This window comes from Spiroplasma endosymbiont of Dactylopius coccus, from assembly GCF_977110965.1.
In genome coordinates this window covers 1756673-1776387 of sequence record NZ_OZ373019.1, presented here as the reverse complement: position 1 = coordinate 1776387, position 19715 = coordinate 1756673, and the positions used below count along the sequence as shown (strand labels likewise).

At 22.5% G+C, this 19715-nt stretch carries 24 protein-coding genes; 20 read left to right on the top strand and 4 right to left on the bottom strand.

What is annotated here, in order from left to right; genetic code table 4:
* Positions 1-292 precede the first annotated feature (292 nt).
* Entirely contained in the window at positions 293-1318 is a 1026-nt protein-coding gene (locus ACXUB0_RS11180) for a hypothetical protein (RefSeq protein ID WP_458258161.1), read from the bottom strand.
* 712 nt (positions 1319-2030) lie between these two features.
* A complete protein-coding gene (locus tag ACXUB0_RS11175) occupies positions 2031-3173 on the bottom strand; it encodes a hypothetical protein (protein ID WP_458258673.1) in 1143 nt (380 codons plus the stop codon).
* A gap of 1137 nt (positions 3174-4310) precedes the next feature.
* On the opposite strand from ACXUB0_RS11175, the gene ACXUB0_RS11170 reads away from it, so the two are divergent.
* From ACXUB0_RS11170 to ACXUB0_RS11080, 19 genes are all read left to right on the top strand, one after another.
* Positions 4311-4472, top strand: a complete 162-nt coding sequence (locus ACXUB0_RS11170; RefSeq protein WP_458257487.1) for a hypothetical protein — start codon at positions 4311-4313, stop codon at positions 4470-4472.
* 2 nt (positions 4473-4474) lie between these two features.
* Positions 4475-4939 carry a hypothetical protein gene (locus ACXUB0_RS11165; RefSeq protein WP_458257488.1) on the top strand — a complete coding sequence of 155 codons (465 nt, stop codon included), beginning with the start codon at positions 4475-4477 and terminating at the stop codon, positions 4937-4939.
* A gap of 2 nt (positions 4940-4941) precedes the next feature.
* A complete protein-coding gene (locus tag ACXUB0_RS11160; protein WP_458258672.1) occupies positions 4942-5247 on the top strand; it encodes a hypothetical protein in 306 nt (101 codons plus the stop codon).
* Positions 5223-5384, top strand: coding sequence for a hypothetical protein (locus ACXUB0_RS11155; RefSeq protein ID WP_342266587.1), 162 nt, complete (start codon positions 5223-5225; stop codon positions 5382-5384). The genes ACXUB0_RS11160 and ACXUB0_RS11155 overlap by 25 nt, the downstream gene beginning before the upstream one ends.
* A complete protein-coding gene (locus ACXUB0_RS11150) occupies positions 5384-5668 on the top strand; it encodes a hypothetical protein (protein WP_458257490.1) in 285 nt (94 codons plus the stop codon). The genes ACXUB0_RS11155 and ACXUB0_RS11150 overlap by 1 nt, the downstream gene beginning before the upstream one ends.
* A 121-nt stretch (positions 5669-5789) precedes the next feature.
* Complete coding sequence (locus ACXUB0_RS11145; protein WP_458257491.1) at positions 5790-5945, top strand: hypothetical protein; 156 nt, start codon at positions 5790-5792, stop codon at positions 5943-5945.
* On the top strand, positions 5945-6118 hold the full coding sequence (locus tag ACXUB0_RS11140) for a hypothetical protein (RefSeq protein ID WP_458257492.1): 174 nt from the start codon (positions 5945-5947) through the stop codon (positions 6116-6118). Before ACXUB0_RS11145 ends, ACXUB0_RS11140 begins: the two co-directional genes overlap by 1 nt.
* The gene (locus ACXUB0_RS11135) at positions 6118-6354 is read left to right on the top strand and encodes a hypothetical protein (RefSeq protein WP_174480108.1); all 237 of its coding nucleotides are present in this window, start codon (positions 6118-6120) and stop codon (positions 6352-6354) included. The genes ACXUB0_RS11140 and ACXUB0_RS11135 overlap by 1 nt, the downstream gene beginning before the upstream one ends.
* A gap of 131 nt (positions 6355-6485) precedes the next feature.
* Positions 6486-6671 (top strand): hypothetical protein, encoded by a 186-nt coding sequence (locus ACXUB0_RS11130; protein ID WP_458257529.1) that lies wholly within the window; start codon positions 6486-6488, stop codon positions 6669-6671.
* Complete coding sequence (locus tag ACXUB0_RS11125; protein ID WP_458257494.1) at positions 6671-7495, top strand: hypothetical protein; 825 nt, start codon at positions 6671-6673, stop codon at positions 7493-7495. The genes ACXUB0_RS11130 and ACXUB0_RS11125 overlap by 1 nt, the downstream gene beginning before the upstream one ends.
* Before the next feature lie 15 nt (positions 7496-7510).
* A complete protein-coding gene (locus tag ACXUB0_RS11120) occupies positions 7511-7669 on the top strand; it encodes a hypothetical protein (RefSeq protein WP_458257360.1) in 159 nt (52 codons plus the stop codon).
* A 34-nt stretch (positions 7670-7703) separates the two neighbouring features.
* Entirely contained in the window at positions 7704-7892 is a 189-nt protein-coding gene (locus ACXUB0_RS11115) for a hypothetical protein (protein WP_174481134.1), read from the top strand.
* 1 nt (position 7893) lies between these two features.
* On the top strand, positions 7894-8079 hold the full coding sequence (locus ACXUB0_RS11110; RefSeq protein WP_458257413.1) for a hypothetical protein: 186 nt from the start codon (positions 7894-7896) through the stop codon (positions 8077-8079).
* Between the two features lie 17 nt (positions 8080-8096).
* Entirely contained in the window at positions 8097-8474 is a 378-nt protein-coding gene (locus ACXUB0_RS11105; protein ID WP_458257496.1) for a hypothetical protein, read from the top strand.
* 16 nt (positions 8475-8490) lie between these two features.
* Positions 8491-9690, top strand: coding sequence for a hypothetical protein (locus ACXUB0_RS11100; protein ID WP_458257497.1), 1200 nt, complete (start codon positions 8491-8493; stop codon positions 9688-9690).
* A gap of 14 nt (positions 9691-9704) precedes the next feature.
* Positions 9705-11402 carry a hypothetical protein gene (locus tag ACXUB0_RS11095; protein ID WP_458258671.1) on the top strand — a complete coding sequence of 566 codons (1698 nt, stop codon included), beginning with the start codon at positions 9705-9707 and terminating at the stop codon, positions 11400-11402.
* Between the two features lie 3 nt (positions 11403-11405).
* Positions 11406-13208, top strand: coding sequence for a hypothetical protein (locus ACXUB0_RS11090; protein ID WP_458258670.1), 1803 nt, complete (start codon positions 11406-11408; stop codon positions 13206-13208).
* Between the two features lie 598 nt (positions 13209-13806).
* Positions 13807-15039, top strand: a complete 1233-nt coding sequence (locus ACXUB0_RS11085; protein ID WP_458258669.1) for a hypothetical protein — start codon at positions 13807-13809, stop codon at positions 15037-15039.
* A complete protein-coding gene (locus ACXUB0_RS11080) occupies positions 14990-17014 on the top strand; it encodes a hypothetical protein (protein ID WP_458258668.1) in 2025 nt (674 codons plus the stop codon). Before ACXUB0_RS11085 ends, ACXUB0_RS11080 begins: the two co-directional genes overlap by 50 nt.
* Positions 17015-17051: 37 nt before the next feature.
* Here the strand turns inward: ACXUB0_RS11080 and ACXUB0_RS11075 are convergent, their stop codons facing one another.
* Positions 17052-17360: a hypothetical protein gene (locus ACXUB0_RS11075; RefSeq protein WP_458258667.1), complete on the bottom strand. Its 309-nt coding sequence runs from the start codon at positions 17358-17360 to the stop codon at positions 17052-17054.
* A 148-nt stretch (positions 17361-17508) separates the two neighbouring features.
* Positions 17509-19215 (bottom strand): hypothetical protein, encoded by a 1707-nt coding sequence (locus ACXUB0_RS11070; protein WP_458258666.1) that lies wholly within the window; start codon positions 19213-19215, stop codon positions 17509-17511.
* Positions 19216-19288: 73 nt separating this feature from the next.
* On the opposite strand from ACXUB0_RS11070, the gene ACXUB0_RS11065 reads away from it, so the two are divergent.
* On the top strand, positions 19289-19660 hold the full coding sequence (locus ACXUB0_RS11065) for a hypothetical protein (protein ID WP_458258665.1): 372 nt from the start codon (positions 19289-19291) through the stop codon (positions 19658-19660).
* The last annotated feature ends 55 nt before the right edge of the window (positions 19661-19715 follow it).

Genomic DNA, 19715 nt, shown 5'->3' with positions numbered 1-19715 from the left:
GCTGTTGCTGATGATAGAATTACTCCTATTAAACCTAAGAACCTGTTTGGAATCTTTTAAACATAATTAAACTAAAAAAGGGAATAATTATTTCTAACCTGACAGTTAATTAACATTTTATTTTCTTTGTCATTTTTTTGTTAAAAAGATTTTATCATTTGACAACTTATCGATTAAAAATTTATTTTTCAACTATAAAATAACATTTATGATATTAATTTAATCAAAAATAAGTTAAAAAAGATCCTAAACAGGTTCTAAAATAATTTTTATTATTTTAAAAAACATAATATTATTCCTGTAATTCTTCTAATTTTCATACATTACCTTTTAAATTACCTTTTCCAGTATAAATAGTAATCAATTTTGCATGTTGAACTGATAAAATTACTATATTAGCACTATCATTAAAGGTTTGTATTTGTACACCAGCAATTTTTTTATCAGTTATAATAAATTCTTGAATAGTATAAACTGGATTATATATACTTCAAGAATAATAAACTCTATAATGTTTATTTTCTTGAAAATCATAAGTAATTTGTCAATTATCTCATTTATTTTTTTCTCTTGTTCCTACTTCTTTTCATTGTGGAATACTTGGTGTTGGATTATTTTTTAATTCAATATCTCATTCATTTTCTCTAATTTCATTAGTTTCTAAACTATATGAATTAATTTTTAAAGGTTTTTCTATATCAATTTTTTCAGGAGCAATAATATCTAATGTTTTACTATTAATTTGATAAGTATTTTCTTCTTGATATTCTTCTAATTTACTAACAAAACCGTAATTAATACGACTTTTTTGTTTAATAAAAATTTTATTATCTTGCAATCAAAGAATACTTATTATATTATTTTCTTCAATAAAACTTTCTAAATAATTATTATTTGAAGCGTCAAATATAAATTCTTTAATAACGTTTGGGCTACTAGATTGACCCCAATTATAATAAACTTTATATCTTTTATCTCTTATAAAATTATAAGTAATATTTGTTTTATCACTACTAACTGTTCCTACTTCTTTTCATTTACCAATCTTTAAATCTTTTATTTTATCATCAATTAATTTTTTAACAAATTTAACAGGTGGAATATCATTATCTGCTGTAAAAGGTATACTACCTAAATTAATATATTCAAATGCACCCCATTTATTTTCTTGAACATAAATTAATTTATCTTGTTTTTTATCAATCTTTTCTTTATTTTCATTAATACCACCAACAATAGTTTTATTTTTAGTTTCTAAACCAGAAATTTCAGTACCAATAGCATTTAATTGAAAAGCATATTTAATAGCGTCATCCATATATTTCTTATTTGGAATATCTAAATCATCAGTTATAACTGGTTCATTTCTATAAATTAAAGTTTTACCACCAACATTAGTTTTAATAATTTCATTAACTAATCTTGTAGTACTATCTTTATCATCTTTATTATTAAATATTCTATTTTCATCAACTGAACTACCACCAGTAGCACTAATAGTATTAGTTTTTTCATCAATCTTAATATTTTCACCAGCAATTAATTTATCTTGTTTTTTGTCAATATTTAATTTATTTTCATTAATTGCCGGAACTATTTGTTTTTCTATTGTTTGTAAATTATTGTCATCTATATTTTGTTTTTTATCTAATAATTCATTAGTTTCTTGTTTTGTATAATAATCATGCTCAGTACTTTCTTCTGCTATAAATTCAGTTGGTGTATCTATTCCTTGATATTGATATATTTCTTCTATATCACCAATTAAATTAATTTTTCCAGGTTCAGGATAAGAATTACCGCCACCACTAAATTCTTTCTTTTTATTGTTAGAACCTGTTTAGGATCTTTTTTAACTTATTTTTGATTAAATTAATATCATAAATGTTATTTTATAGTTGAAAAATAAATTTTTAATCGATAAGTTGTCAAATGATAAAATCTTTTTAACAAAAAAATGACAAAGAAAATAAAATGTTAATTAACTGTCAGGTTAGAAATAATTATTCCCTTTTTTAGTTTAATTATGTTTAAAAGATTCCAAACAGGTTCTTATAGTAAATCGTTCCGGTATTTAAAATTTTTTTATTTTGGATTTGTTCACTATACGTCATGGAATCAACATTTAGCAATTCAAATTCATTAAAAACATTATTTAAATAAATTTTAATTACTTTATAAAATTTCATAAAGTTATTTTCTGTTGAATATTGATAACTGATTTTAATAAAATATCATTTAAATATTTCTATATTATTATTTTCAACTTTTTTTCATAAAGGACTAGTTTCAATATTAAATCAATTATTTTTAACATCATTAATATTTTCATTTGCTTTAATTAATTCAGTATTTAATTTGGTAATTTCATTTTCATTAGTAGTAATTCGTTTTTGTTGTTTAGCAGAAAAATCACAAGTTGGTGCATGCGTATAATCACCAATTTGTGGATTATTTTGTAATGCTTCGGGTGGTAATGTACCAATTTCATCAGGTCAATCTAAAATCATTGTTTCAGTTTCTTTATCATAATCAGTTGCAACATAACCTTTATTAACAAATTTACTAACAGGACCTCTATATATTTCATTTTCATTATCATCAACTAAATCATCATATAATTTAATTTGTTTTGATAATGTAAATTCTTTTTGCTGTTCAATTAATTCATCAACTTGATTTCTAGTATAAAATGCTTTTAAATCAATTTTTTCAACATCTATTTCATCATCATTATAATTTGATAATATTTGTTTTAATTCTGTTAGTCTTGCCAATATTTTCATTCTACTTGGTGCTAAATCTCAAACATTAATTGTAGGAATACTATTTGCACTAAATTGACTACCATTATTAAACTGAATAGTAGCATCAACATTAAATTCAATTGGTGTACGATTAAATACTCAATGTTCAGCGGTTACAAAAACCATATCTCTTAATGTTTCTTTAATTAATTCATCTTTAAAACTATCAAAAGGAAATTTAGATAAAATAAAACCAAGATAAGCATTAATATCATTTTGAGCACGAATAGCAAAAGTTTTAAATCAATCATTAACATTTGGTCATGTTTGTATATATTGCTGTGGTGTTTCTGTAATTTTTCCAGTTAATGGATATCAGTTATTATAATTTTCTAGACTGACACCAGTTCAAAGTTTATTAATCATATTTTATCATTCCTTAAAAAATGCTTTTTTATAATGTTTAGTTTTTGTTTTAGTTTTTCTATGTGATATATGTATAATTTCTTTTTGTAATTTCTTTTTACCTTTTTTTACAACTTGACTATATGCAAATTTTTCTAAATGATGTAATAATCCAGTACCAAATACAGTATTTACTGAAAATTTTAAACAAACACTTTTAAATGATTTATTAATATTTTGGGAGCGTACCGAAGATGTCGGTAACTAAAAAGTTTTAAAAATAGCTCCTTTCTTTTTTTACCCTTGAATTAAAAATAAATGACAAAAGACGAGAATAAAAATCTTGTCTTTTTTTTGTAATTGTAAAATTTTAAAATTTTTATTATTAACACTCTTTAAATATCTACTACACGCAGTGACCAAGTAGGAGAAAGTTAATAATTAATAACCCTCTTTAACGCTATTATCAACACGTGTTAGGGAACTAAAAAAGTGAACTACAACACAGTTGTTAAAAATAGTAGCTAGAGCATGTGGACTTGCATGAATAAATAAAAAGTGGAGTGATACCTAATAAAATATATTAACCAGTAATGGTAATTCTTGGGGTGGGAGCGAATTGGAAACTAGTATATATAGACCTGTTGTAGGGACCTATTGTATTAATTCTATTCTTTATTTAACCAACCTTGCCACTCCCCAGTGAGCAAGTGTTGGTTTTATTTTTTATTTTTTTTGAAAAAATTTTTGGGCGAGAAAATAAATTTCAAACTTGTAAAAAAAATTGAGCGGTGCCGGTTCAATTAAAATATTAATTTGTTTAACACAAATTAAATAAATATTGAATCGAATGCCTCAATGTTTTTTAAAATTTCACAATTTATTTTTGAGCCCAGAATTTCTGGAATGAATAAAACTAATAGTATTAATAATATAAAAATCAAAATATATATTCTTTATGCTAGAAGCAACAGAATATATTAGAAAGAATTATTATGAAAAAGTATTTTTGTTGAACATGTAAACAACATAAATTAGATTATTTATTCTTTAATACTAATGATATAAAAACAAGAAAATATTTTTTAAGAGATAAAAATAGTAAAGCAATTTGTTATGACTGTATTTTAAATATTAGGTTAAGTAGGAGGTATAAATATGGATAAACAAAAATTAATTAGTTGATTAAATTTAATTTTAGATAGTGATATAGAACAATATAATAAAGAAAAAGACATATATTATTTAAATAAATTAAAAGGTTCAATTGATATTATTAAAATTTTAATTAATAAAATACAATGCAGAGAATTTGATTAATAATGAAATATGAATTAATTATTGGAATTGACCCTGCTGGTATTGGTAATAATGGAATTGTTATATATTCAAATGAAACTAATAATATTGTTTTTAATGAAACATTCAATACATTAACTGTTTTATGAACTAAAAATATTTATAAAGAAAAATTTCAATTAATTAAAGAAAAATTTATTGATAAAAAAATATTAGTTATTGTAGAAAATTTCTTTTTAAATTCAAAACAATTATTAACTAATCCATTAGCAACTCCTAAAATTATTGGTTCATTAATGGTATTAGTACAAGATGTTATGAATTGAGATTATCTAGAAAACCAACCAAAAAATAAAAATAAAATAACAAATTATAAAGGAAATATAAAATTAACAAAACATGAACAAGATGCATATAAGCATATTCAATATTATTTAAAAAATCATAAAAAAATATTAATTTTTGACAATTATTTAAGGAAATTATAAAAATGAAAGATAAAACAAATTATGTCAAATTAACAGTAAAACTTAGTAACACTATTGAAGCAAAATATTACGAAAAAGGTAATAAAGAATTATATTATAGTGTTCGTGGTCAATGAAATGGATTAAACTATGTTACTTTAATTTTTAATAAACCAAAACTTTATAGACGCTGTATTTTATTAAACAAAAACGATGAAATTATAGTAACTGGTGAAATCTTTAATACTTTAAATATTCCTAAAAATCGTGCATTTTGTTCAATTAATGTTAAATGATTTAAAAAATGATATTATGAAAAATTTTATTAATAGTACCGATATTAATAACAAGTATAACACTAATAATATTTTTAATATTTATTATTAAAGAATTAAAAAATGAATATAAAGTATTGAAAATATTAAATGAAATTGCTAATCAAATTGAAAATAAGGAGAAAAAATAATGAATAGATGTACATTTAGTCAAACTACTAAATTTACTAGTTTAATACCACCACATGATGAAAATTTTGAACAAATACAATGTGAAAATATAACAGAAGAGCAATTTGATGAATATGGTAGAGCATACTGTAAAGAACATAGAATTAAAGTTGATGAAATTAATAAATCAAGACATAAAAATTGTATTAATAAAGAAAAATTACTTGAACATATTAAAAATATAAATTTTAAAGGAATTTTTGGTTTATTAATTAAAAAAATAGAAAACGGAGAAATTAACTAATGACTAATTGTAAACATGAAGATGTAAGCATTGAATTAATATTTCGTTGTAATGATTGTTTAGCTGTTCAATTTCAACATCCAAAAAATAATAAGGAGAAATAACTAAATGAAAATGTGTAATGATTGTAAAGAAAATTATAATTGACCAAATTGTCAAAATTGTTTTAAAAATAATGATAATAAAAACTAATAATTGAAATATAACAATATCAAATCATGATGAAGCAGATAGTTTATTAATTGGTTGATATTATTTAAATAAGGAGAATAAATAATGAATAAAGAACAATTAATTAAATATTTAAATCAATATTATAAAAATATGGAAACTGATAATGAATATCACTTTATGGAATTTAAAAATGAACAAGATAAATATACACATTACGGGATATTATTAGCAATTAATACTATAAAAGAAAAAATAGAAAATGGAGAATTTGACTAATGATAATATTACCTACTTTGTTTGAAAATAAAGATGAAATTGAAATATTATCACCATTTCCAAAAGCAATTCATACAAGTAATGATATTAGAGCAATTATTTTAAGACAATACCCAAATGTTAAATCAAAACACATAATTGTTTCTGACCCCGAAAGTAATGTTGCATTAATAGTTGGTGATAATGATGTATATCAAGGTTGAATTAAAGTAACAATTAAAAAATTAGAAAATTAAAGGAGAACAAATAAATGCAAAAAGAAAAAATTAAAATTAGAAATTATGAATTTGAATTAAATTCTTATGTAGTAGATTCCTTATTAGATGTTATAAGAGAACTGATAAAAACAAATAAAGGAGATTAAATTATGTTAGATGAAATTTTACAAGTCATTTTTGATAAAGCAGATAAAAAAGAGTTAATCGATACGATAGAAAAGTTAATTAATGTTACTAACAATCGTTCAGAAACAAAAAAATGACTTATTATAAATTTTGATAAAACTAATTATGTTTTAGAAAAATTATTGAATATGAACGGAGAAATTAAATAATGCCAAATATAGAAAATCAATCAAATTATACATTAACTAAATTAATTAGAACTGGTATAAGTCCTATTTGTGCAATGATTGGTACAAGTGCTTATTATGGTCAAGTAATTGCAAATCCAGTATTAGGTTCAATTAATAGTTTATTATTTGGTAAAAAATTAGGTTTAGATATTTGAAATTTAAATCAAAGACCAAATACTAAAACAAAATTAATTAATAGTTCTAAAAAAATATTACTAGGTTTAGGAACAATCGGTTTAGCAAATTATAGTAAATGAACAGAAAATAATATTAATCCTATTATTCCAACAACACCAACTCCAATAACTACTACAACTACAACTGAGGGTCCACCATGATTATTGTTAGATAAACAAGATAATCAGTCATTAATGGATTGAGATACATATATTAGTTTAAATGCTTATGGTATTTCAAATCTTATTAGTGGATTAACTGAGTTAATACCTAATAAATTTGAAACAATAAGAAAAATTTGTAATATGGCAACTGGTGGATGTTTGATTAGTACTGGTGTTGCTATGGGTATAAATAATAATTTTAATAATGCTTATGCAGTACCTACCATTATTGCTGGGGCATCTGAAATTATTCATAATTTATTACCTATGGAAACAAATCATCATGTTGAAGAAATGCAAGAAACAACATTTAATAATGAAACTACAAGATTAATTAATGATAATAGATTTTCAATTAATAGTGAAACAACCAGTCAATACGGTAGTGATAATATGAGCGAAGTACCATTAAATACTGATAATGCTTCATTAAATTGAGATTACAATCACATGAGTTTATAAAGGGGGTGAAAAGCAATGAATAAAGAAAAAATAATTGAATATTATAATCAAGAAATACAATCATATAAAGAAAGAATGGAACAATTAAATAAAGAAATATCTGTATTAGTAAAAATTATAAGTAATTCACAATCAATGATTGAAAGAATTAATGGTGGTCAATTTGATGAATAATTAAAAAATAAATAATTGAAAGGAAAATATTGAGATGAAAGAATTTTTACATGAATTAATAATTATTGGAACAAGTGTTGGAACATTAATTTGCAGAGAAATTATTGTTTTATTAAAAAGATTTATTACAACTCCAAAACATGTTAGAGCAAATAACAAAATTATAAAACATCAAAAAAAATTAGCAAAATTAAATGAAAAAATTAATAAAGGAGAAAAATAATATGACAAAAATTGAATTTAATGAAAAATATAGAAAAAATAATATCAAAATTGATAGAGATTTTGATTTAGATATAGGAAATTGTTTTAAATTTTCTGATATTGATATATTAGAAAATGCTGTTAATGATTATAAAAAACTAATAAGTGAAATGCCACAATTAGTTAAAGATTGATTATTGGGATAAGATTAGGAGAATGTTAAATGTTAGAAAATGAAAATAATGTTCAACAAACAACTGAACCTTTAACTGAAAATAATGCTTCTTCACAAGAAATAGAAAATAAAGTTAATGAAGCAGAAAATAAGTTAAATAAACTTAATCAAGAAATTAAAGAAAAAGAAATTATTAATATATTTAAAAAATATCAAGTTAAAACTGAATTTTATGATTATTTAAAATTTAAAACAAGTAATATAGAAAATTCAAAAATTGAAGAAACTATTAAAAAAATGATTAAAGAACAACCAGTATTTAAAGAAACAATTAATACAGGTGGCAAACCACAAACAATAATAACAAATCAACCAAATTCAATAAAAAGTACATTATTGGATTATAAAAATAAAAATAAATTATAAGGAAGGAAAATAAAAAATGGCAGTACCATTCAAACAAAATTTAGATAATACCGAAAAATTAGTAGAAGCACCAGAATTTATAGAATTTTTTAAACAATCAAATAGTCCGTGGGCAAGTTTTTTTCCTATCGAAATGGTTAATTCAACAAGAATTGAATTTATAGTTAAAAAACCAAAAGACCCAAAAGTTAAAGTTCTTCAATGAAATGATAAAAGTAAAAGAATAGATGTTGGATATGCTGATACAGATAAAATTATTAAAGAAATTACAGAAGAAGCCGTTGCTGGCGAAACAATTGCAGCAAAAGATTTATTAGCAGAAAATGGTCAAAATTTATTACAAAGTATGCAATATGAAGTTGCTAATGATTTAGCAGATTATTTAGCTAATAACAATACTAATGTAATTGCAAAATATGCAATTAAATTTATGATTGAAAAATCAACAGAACCAAAAGCACAAGCAATTAAATATGTAGAAGCAATGTTGGGGGCATGAAATACATTATTTCAATATAGAAATATTGCAAATTGTAGATTCTTTATTACTAATTCTCTTTATGATAGTATAGTTTATTTGGCAGATAATAAAGGTTTAATTACTGATAATGAAATTGCACAACAATTAAGATTAAATGGTAATGATTTATATATTAAAGGTGTTTTATGTCAAATTGTAATGGATGACTATATGACTTTTAAAAATGATAAAAATGATGATGAAATTATGTCATTTGTTTTAGCAACACCAAGAGCAATGAAAAGATATATGTTGCAAGATACAATTATTTATGTTCAAGAAGTGGCAGATGGTAAAGTTGGAAGAATGTATTTAGTTGGTGGAGAAGTTACAGGTCAAGCCATACCTTATATTTCTAATAATGAAACAACATCACGTTGAATGGCATGTGGAATTATTAATACTGATAAAACTGATTTAAAAACTAAAATTACAAATTTAACAACTGATATTACTGCAAATGTTAATAACAATAATAGTGAATTAAATACACAAATAAAAAGTACTAATGAACTTAAATCATTAAATCCAAATTTAACAAATCCAACTATTAAATATTTTAGTGACGCACAAGGAAAAACTAATGTAAGTAATCAAAAACAAAAAGCAGGTGACTTATATATAACTATTACTGCAAATGTTAATGACTTAAATTATAAAGGAACAACAAATCCAATTAAAATAACTCTTAAATAAAGGAAATTAATACCATGCCAATCGGTACAACTAGTACAGCAATACTTTTAAACATAAATAAACCAAAACATACTAGAACAAGTAACCAACAAGAAAATAAAAGTTTTTGATGAGAAATTTTAGAAATGATTGGTGTACAAGTTATAGTAGTAGCACTTGCTCCTTTTACTGGTGGATTAAGTGAAAGCGTAGCACTTGGATTAGGTGCAAGTGATTTAATTGCTAGTATTAGTGCTGTTGGTGTAGAGTTTTTAACTGATTTTACTATTAATCAAGTTTATGATTATTTAAAAGGAAATGTAACAAAATTAAATACTTTCTTTAATATACTTCCTGCATTTGCTGGACTTAATAAAATTAGTCGTGGTTATCGTACTACTAAATTTATTAAATTAGCAGAAAAAACTAAAACATTAGAACAAGTTGGAATTAAAGAAGCAAAAAACTTACAAGAAATTATAAGTCAAGTAAGTGGAAAAGAAATTTTAACAGATAAAATTATTGGTAATAAACGTTATTTAATGAATTATAGTTTTACTCCTAATCGTGAAACAGTATTACGAGATTTAGGTTATGTTGCTGAAAGACAATATAAAAATAATTTTCAAAAATTAGAAGCACAAGAGTTAAAAGATTACTTATTATTACAAAATACATTAACAAAATTAAGTCCTCAATTAACTCCAAAGTTTAAAATTAAAGATATTGAAAAAGCAAATAATTTTTTAAAAAAATATAATACTGATTTAAAAAAAGTACTATCTATGAACCAACATGATTGATTAAATTTAGTTCATACAATACATTCAGAAAATAGATATGGAAAAACTTTAATTTTAGATTTACAAAAAATTCGTGCTAATGCTATTAAATTTAATTTTAAAAAAAGTTCAATTCATAAGATTGTTTTAAATGCAAATAAAATTTTTAAATATTTGGATATTAGATTTTATTTAAAAAAAGGTTTAAATAAATTTTGAAAAAATACATCATATTTTGAAAAATTACGAGAAAGTATATATAAATTACAAGAAAAATTTGAAAAATTAGAAAAACAAGCATTTGAGAAAATTAATAAATTAAAAGAAAAAGTAACTGATTTATTTACTAGTGCAGAGAAAAAAGCAATTAAACATGCACAATTAATTCCATTAAATTCCCCAGTATTTATGGGTTGTAAAATTCAACCTTTATCATTAGATAAATGTGCAATTACTATTTATCATCGTAATCCTAAATATAAACCAATTACAGTTGTTGATAGTATTCTTAAAGCAGAAACTTTTGTTACTCAAATACATCCATTCCATTGATATCGTTGATATAGTGGTTGATACATTGGTTATGGAGTTAATCAAAATAAATGATTAAAAGCAATAGCATTTGCTCCACCGGTTGTTCAACAAATAATTAGAGATAGTTTTAAAGTATATAGAGAAATATTTAGAATCGTAAGAACTTATCATAAAGTAGCAAATGTTATTAATAATCCTATTGAAAATATTAATAAATCATTTAAAAGTGTTGGTTTAAAATTTTCAGTAAATACTGTATTTGGTACTGGATTATTACATCATTTAGAAAAATTTGCATATAGTCAAGTTGTAAAAAAAGGTAAAAAGAAATTACAAAAAGAAATTATACATATATCACATAGAAAAACTAAAACAAAAACTAAACATTATAAAAAAGCATTTTTTAAGGAATGATAAAATATGATTAATAAACTTTGAACTGGTGTCAGTCTAGAAAATTATAATAACTGATATCCATTAACTGGAAAAATTACAGAAACACCACAGCAATATATACAAACATGACCAAATGTTAATGATTGATTTAAAACATTTGCTATTCGTGCTCAAAATGATATTAATGCTTATCTTGGTTTTATTTTATCTAAATTTCCTTTTGATAGTTTTAAAGATGAATTAATTAAAGAAACATTAAGAGATATGGTTTATGTAACCGCTGAACATTGAGTATTTAATCGTACACCAATTGAATTTAATGTTGATACTACTATTCAATTTAATAATGGTAGTCAATTTAGTGCAAATAGTATTCCTACAATTAATGTTTGAGATTTAGCACCAAGTAGAATGAAAATATTGGCAAGACTAACAGAATTAAAACAAATATTATCAAATTATAATGATGATGAAATAGATGTTGAAAAAATTGATTTAAAAGCATTTTATACTAGAAATCAAGTTGATGAATTAATTAATGAACAAAAAGAATTTACATTATCAAAACAAATTAAATTATATGATGATTTAGTTGATGATAATGAAAATGAAATATATAGAGGTCCTGTTAGTAAATTTGTTAATAAAGGTTATGTTGCAACTGATTATGATAAAGAAACTGAAACAATGATTTTAGATTGACCTGATGAAATTGGTACATTACCACCCGAAGCATTACAAAATAATCCACAAATTGGTGATTATACGCATGCACCAACTTGTGATTTTTCTGCTAAACAACAAAAACGAATTACTACTAATGAAAATGAAATTACCAAATTAAATACTGAATTAATTAAAGCAAATGAAAATATTAATGATGTTAAAAATAATTGATTTAATATTGAAACTAGTCCTTTATGAAAAAAAGTTAAAAATGAAAATATTAAAATAGATACATGATATATTATTGATTGAACATATTATTTTGTCGATAGTAATCAACTTATTATAAGTAATAATAAATTAACTAAATCTAATATAAGAATTACTAATATTCAAATAGAACAAAAACAAATAATAATTGAAAATATTGATGTAAATATTGACAAAGTAACATTATTATATGATGTTGATTTAATAAAGTTTATTGCTACTAATAGTAAAAAAAAGTATACACCAATAATTCATAATATATATCAATATCAAGGAACTGGTACACCAACTGAATTTATAGCAGAAGAAAGTACTGAACGTGATTATTATACAAAACTAGAAACTAATAATTTATTAAATAAAAAACAAAATAAATTAATTGCTGGTGAAAATATTAAAATTGATGAAAAAACTAATACTATTAGTGCTACGGGTGGTAGTGGTGAATCATTATGAGAAGTAAACCCTAATTCATCTAATATTATTCAACCTAAAGAAAAAAGAATTATTACTTCAAATAATACTAGAATTGTTTATATAGCAGACCCTACACAACCACAAGATGCTGTTAATTTAAGAACATTAAATAAAAATATCCCAGATTTAACTGATTATTATAAAAAAGAAGAAGTAGATAAAGAATTAGAAGATAAAATAGATAAAACACAATTTCAATATGCTTTTGTTCTCAATACTTTTGGTACTGAAATTGCTAATTTAGAAACTAGTGATAAAACTATTGCTGGTGCTATTAATGAATTAATTAAAAAAATAAAAGATTTAAAAATTGGTAAATGAAAAGATGTAGCCTTTAATATTAGTACTACTGGTATAAAAAATCAAGAAATTAGATATGATTGTAAAGAAAATAAATTATATCGTATAATTTAAATCCAAGACAACAAAAAATAATATTACCAGATATTTATACATTTACTGATTTTGTTTATTCGTTAGGTTCTGGTATTCCACAAACTGTAACAGTATATAGTACTTATATAAAAGAGGGTGGAAGATTACAATTATTATGTTCAAGAAATGAAAATATTGATGTTTTTAAATGAGAAGACATGAATATTAGTGGTGGTAATTTATGAAAATTACAAGAATTGCAGGAATAATATTATGTTTTTTAAAATAATAAAAATTATTTTAGAACCTGTTTAGGATCTTTTTTAACTTATTTTTGATTAAATTAATATCATAAATGTTATTTTATAGTTGAAAAATAAATTTTTAATCGATAAGTTGTCAAATGATAAAATCTTTTTAACAAAAAAATGACAAAGAAAATAAAATGTTAATTAACTGTCAGGTTAGAAATAATTATTCCCTTTTTTAGTTTAATTATGTTTAAAAGATTCCAAACAGGTTCTTAGGTTTAATAGGAGTTTTATTATCTTCTGCTGTTGCTGGTTTAATTATATTTATTATAGTAAAAATTGTATTAAAAATTAATCAAATATTTTAAAAAAAGGTGGTGAATATTATGTTAGGTAGATTTTTAAGAAGAGATAAAAGCACTAATAATGAAGAAAAAACTAAATTAACTTTTTTAAAAGGTAAAAGTACACATGCTTCTATTTTAAGTTATTTTGGTTTTAATGATTTTAATCATGAAACATATTTTACTGATTTTGTAGCAGAAAATAATGCTAATTTATATAATGCTCCACTAGATATTAACAATGAAACTATTAAGCAGTATTTAATTCAACAAGAATTTTATAGAAAAAATTGAAATTCTATTTTTAAATTAAGTAAATTGGGAATTAGTGGTTATTTAATTTTTATTGCAAATGATGACTTATATTTTCAAGTAGTTGATATACAACAAAGAGTTTATGATATTACTGGTAAATTAATTCAATGTACTATTTTTTATGATAGTTATCAACAAAATGCACAAACTGTAAGATTATTTGAAGTTTATACATTAAATAATGAACAAGTAACTATTAATCGTGCAATTTATAGTGTTAATGATAGCAAAAAACAATTTCCACTAGATTTTAAATCGTTCATTAATAACCCTAATTTAGCACAAGAACAAATACTAAATATTAACTATATACCAATAGCAATTATGCGAAATAAAGCAAATGAATTAGCAGATTGTAATAAAGTAATGGATAAAATTAAAGCATTAGATGTTATTTATGAACAAATTGTTTTAGATACAATTTTAAACTCACCAAAGTTTATTTTTAATTCAACTTATGGTAATGTAAAAGATTTATTAGAAGATGCTGTAAGAATATTAGTTACTAAAAATTATATTTTTAAAAGTGGCGGAGATAATAACGAACAAAACGAAAATATCAATATGACAAGTAGTAATTTTAAAGGTAAAAATTTGACTGATATATACGATTGAAATGTTAATGAAATATTTAAACGTTGTGGCATTCATATTCCAAGTCAAAAGAAGTCAGCACAACAATCAGTTCCCGAAAGTACAGCTGTAAATATTTCAACTATTAATTATATTGAACAAAAGTTATGACAATTTAATATTGATATTCTTAAATTTATTCAAATATTAGTACGTTTAGATAAAGATTTATTAAATAGTAAAACATTTAACATTAATGATGAACAAGAAATTAATAATTTAACAGTTAAATTAAAATTATTTAATCCCGAAAATAACCAATTAATAGGAGAAAACAATGGAAAACAACAACAAACCACAAACGAAGTTTCCACAGAAACAAACTAAACTTAATCAAGCAGAAATAGAAAATGATTATTTAATTGATAATATTCCTTATGATTTTACAAATATGATGGGTGCTACTAGTGACCCCGATATTAATAGAGCATACGATGAATTTAAAAAAAGAACAATTTATATTTATGAAATTGAACGTTTATTTAAAAATAATGAAAATAATAGTTTAAAATTTTCAGCAAATACTATTAAAATTGGTTTTATTGATATTAAAAAAGTATTAAAAACTACTGCTGTTGAAACATCAGACTTTACTATGCAATTAAATCAAAGAGCAAGTACAAATATTAATGATAATACTATTGAATATAGTATGACTGATATTAAAAATTTAATATTTCAAGAAATAAATTTATTAAATCAATTTAAATTATATGCAGTTTCAATTAATGAACCTTTAAGTGAAAATAATATTGATAATTTATATATCATTAATAATTATTCACAACCTTATCAAAATCCAAAAACAAGAAGCACTAAAAGTATTACTATTATTAAAATTAAAGATTTTAAAACAAGAGATGGTTATCCAATCATTATTAAATTACAAAAACCATTAGATAAAGATACAAAAGTTATTGGTTTAAAAATTAAAGCACCTAGAAGCATGATTTTCGGCAATATAAAAGTACTTGGTGAAGTTGACAATATGGAAGTATACCCAAAGTTATTTGTTAAAGATAAGATAGCATTTCCGCTATTATCAATGCCTATTGAAACTCAACCAAAAGTTAGAATATTACAACAATGATTTAGTGAACAAATATTACCTTGAAATTTAGCAAAACAATTTATAGGACAAGAAAAATCAGTATTAGATTTGATTAAAATTAGTACTGGTACTGTAACAAGAAAAGAAGTTATTAATAATGCAAGAGTAACTGATACTTGACTAGGTTGAGAAATGGGTGCTGTTTGAGATGGTAATTGACCATTAAAACACGAAATACATTTAGAAGATAAAAAAGTTTTATCTTATAGTAATGAAGGATGATATGTTTATCTTGCAACTAATAATAGATTTAAAAGTATAGCAATTGAAATACAAGACGCACCAACTATTGATAGTTTACAACAACTTTTATTAGATATGCTAAGTTATACATATAACTATAATAGAAATTTTAATGGTGCTTTATACAATGACAAAGGAAAAGCAATAAATAAGATGGCAGAATTACGTGATACATTTTCAGGACAAAAACCCGATGAAATAATTACTAACTTATTTAAACAATGAGAGTTTGAATATCCAAATTATATAAATTTACCACAAATACAAATATTTAAACAAGTATTTATTATGTTATCAAAATATATCTATTCATCATTATCAATTAATAAAGGTTTAAATGATGATAATAAAATATTATTACCTTATTATTTTGAATTAAAATCAAGCCCAATAAAACCTACTAAAGATGATATTTGAAGATTTACAGATGTAAAAGTAATATTAAAATCTGAATATTTTGATTTTACCGATATTAATAACATTAAATTGAAAAACAATGATATTAGTCAAAATGAATTATTTAAGTTAGATGATAATCAATTTAACTGATTATCTATTACAAATGAATTAGAAAGTAATAACATTCCATCATTAATTCCTGCTGATTGAACATTAGGTAATGGTGAGTATGGAAAATATTTTACAAGAGTAATTATAGATAAAATTAAAATTAAAAATGCTTTAAATTTATATGGTTCTAATAAATCGCAATTATTTTCAAAACTGGAATTTTATAAAGAAATTTTAAAAGTTGATAATAATAGTGACTTTGAATTACAAATAGAAAATCCGATTAATAATTTAAATCGGATTGAAATTAGTGGAATATTTGGTGCTGGTAATTATGAATTAATTTTAATAACTGATAAACAAGAAATAAGTTTAAATAATATTAATTTATTTGATAAATATAATGAAAATATTTCTTATATAAATTTAGAAATTTAATTATCAAAATATCCATCTGGATAAATGCCATCTCATTTTATGTCATAATCAAGAATTTGTTTAACACTAAAATATAAACGTATTTTATGTTCATCATTTGTTTCATGTGACCATATTGTTGTTCCAGCCCCCCCCAGTAGACTGTATAGTCATGTCCTAAATATGACTTATAATTATAAGTTTTATAATATGACATTATACTTAATAATAATGCGGTTATAACAGCACTTCATAATATTATTTTTTTATAATTTGTTTTAATTCATTTTTTAAAATTTTTTATTTCTTTTCTTTTTTCTTCTTTTTTATTTTCTACATTTTTTATTATTTCTTTGCTATCTTGCATTTTAATTCTCCTTTTTTCCTTAATTTTACTTATAAATTGTACTATTTTTCATTATTTTTACAAGTATGCTTTTAAATGCAAAATAACACCTAAATGCAAGGAGTTTATTTTGTGATACCTATACTATTAATGATATTCAACTTGTTTATTATATAGCAAATGTGAAGATACTTTTTTTCACACTAGCATTATTTTTACCCCTAATTACATTTTTATATGGATACAAGGCATAAAATAATGCATCATAAGGGTCTTGATACATATTTCTGTCAGGAATGTTAGTTTTTGTTTCATCATAACGTAATTCTTCTAAACATTGAGTAGTTTTTGGTAAATCATATTTATTAGCATAAAAGTTTCCATAACTCATAATATTTCTCATTCAAACTACTCTATTAGTTAATCCTGCTTCTTGATTTAGATTTGAAGCATGTTTAATTGCAGTTTGTGTTATTAAAATAGTATTATGTTCATCAATTAATTTTTGATTTAATCAATCAATTGCTGTTTTTGCTTTATCATCATAAAAATAAATTGCTTGTTCAAAATTATCAAAATTATCCATTAATCCTAAAATTTCATTAACATAACCATTAATTTTTTCATTTTCATTAACAAAATCATTTGGAGTAACTACTAATTCACAAATAATATAAGCATCATAATACCCAGTATTATTATATTCTTTAAATCCGACCACCATAAATACAGTATGGTCTTTGTGACCAGTTGCTCAATCAACACCAACTGAATAAAAATCAAATTTATACATATCTTTTTCTTGATTATAAAACTGTTTTAAATCATATGATTGTCAATATTTTACTGTTTTTTGAAAAGGAAAAATTGTTGCATCACTATCTAAAAATTCAAAACCATAATAAACAGTATTGAATTCATCAGGATTACTTTTTTTCATTTCTAATAATGTTCTTTTTTGAATGTCAGGTAATTTATTTCAAAAAGGTTGAATAGTAAATCTTAAAACAAATAAACCTAAACCACTAAATATGTCTTTATTTTCATAGTAAACTTTACCAACTTTTTTAAGATTTTCAATTATTTCATCATTTAATGGTAAAAATGGCGTACAGTATTTTAAATAAAATGGGTGATATTTATCATAAGGATTACATGTAAAAGTAATAAAGAAACTTTTATAAAAATAACGAGTAATTAATTTTCCAAAAGTAGGACTATATATATTTTTATCAATAAAAGTTCAACTTCATTCTTTAATTGGTTCATTTGAAACTTTAATACGATTACTTCTAAACATAGAATTTTGTAAACGCTCATATCTATATGTTAATTGCTTTTCTGTTAGTGTTTCTTTTTCTTCTGCCATTATTATTTCATCAGTACGTGAACCCAAAAAACTTGACCCACCCGCTTCTTTTCCAAAAATTTTATTACCATTAGCATAACCAATAAAATCAATTTGTTGATTATTAGGAAAAATAATACATCCACCATCTTTGGTTATTTTTCATTTAATACCATGTGGATTATTAGGTAATAAATTAATATTATATGTATCTAATAAAACTTGACAAACATTCATTAATGCACCAATTGTCGTTTCACTATGAGTATTTTCATATCTTCTTACTTCTTGAACACTACTATCACTAAAATTACAACATATAAATAAATCAAATGCTAAACAGTTTCAAGTTTTTCTTGTTCCACGTGCAGTTGGTACAAAACGATAAAAACAATTAGTTGTAAAAAATTCTGCTCATTCATCACTAACAAATTGTTTAAAAATATCTCAACTAAAACCATAATTATTATCACTAAAATTAAGATTATATTTTTTATTCAGTTGTGCATAACTACTAATAAAAGGCATATTTTACTCCCTAATTTTTATAAGCAATACAATTAAATTATAACAAACAAAATTTAGAAAGGAACATTAAAAAATGTTTATATTACCATTCTCTAATCATTTTGATTGAGATAAACATGATTTTAATCAAGATGAATTAAGTTTAAAACAAACAGAAGAATTATTTACAAAAATAGATGATTATTTATGAAGTACCTGTGATAAATCTGAATATAAATCATATAGATTTAGAAAACGAAAATTAAAAGCAAAAAAAGGTTTATTAAATTATAAACGACGTATTTGTACAAAATATAACCAAAAAACACAAAAAAATGAATTTGTTTCATTGCTAGATAATTATCTTGGTGTTAAAAAATATAGTAAACTTGCACCTAATGTTATTAAACAAATTGGGAGCATACCGATGTTGTCAATAATATTCAAATTTGTCTTAAAATTATAAAGTTAGACGAGAATAATTTTGACTTCAATATGCAATTGTATGTTAATCTTAACAC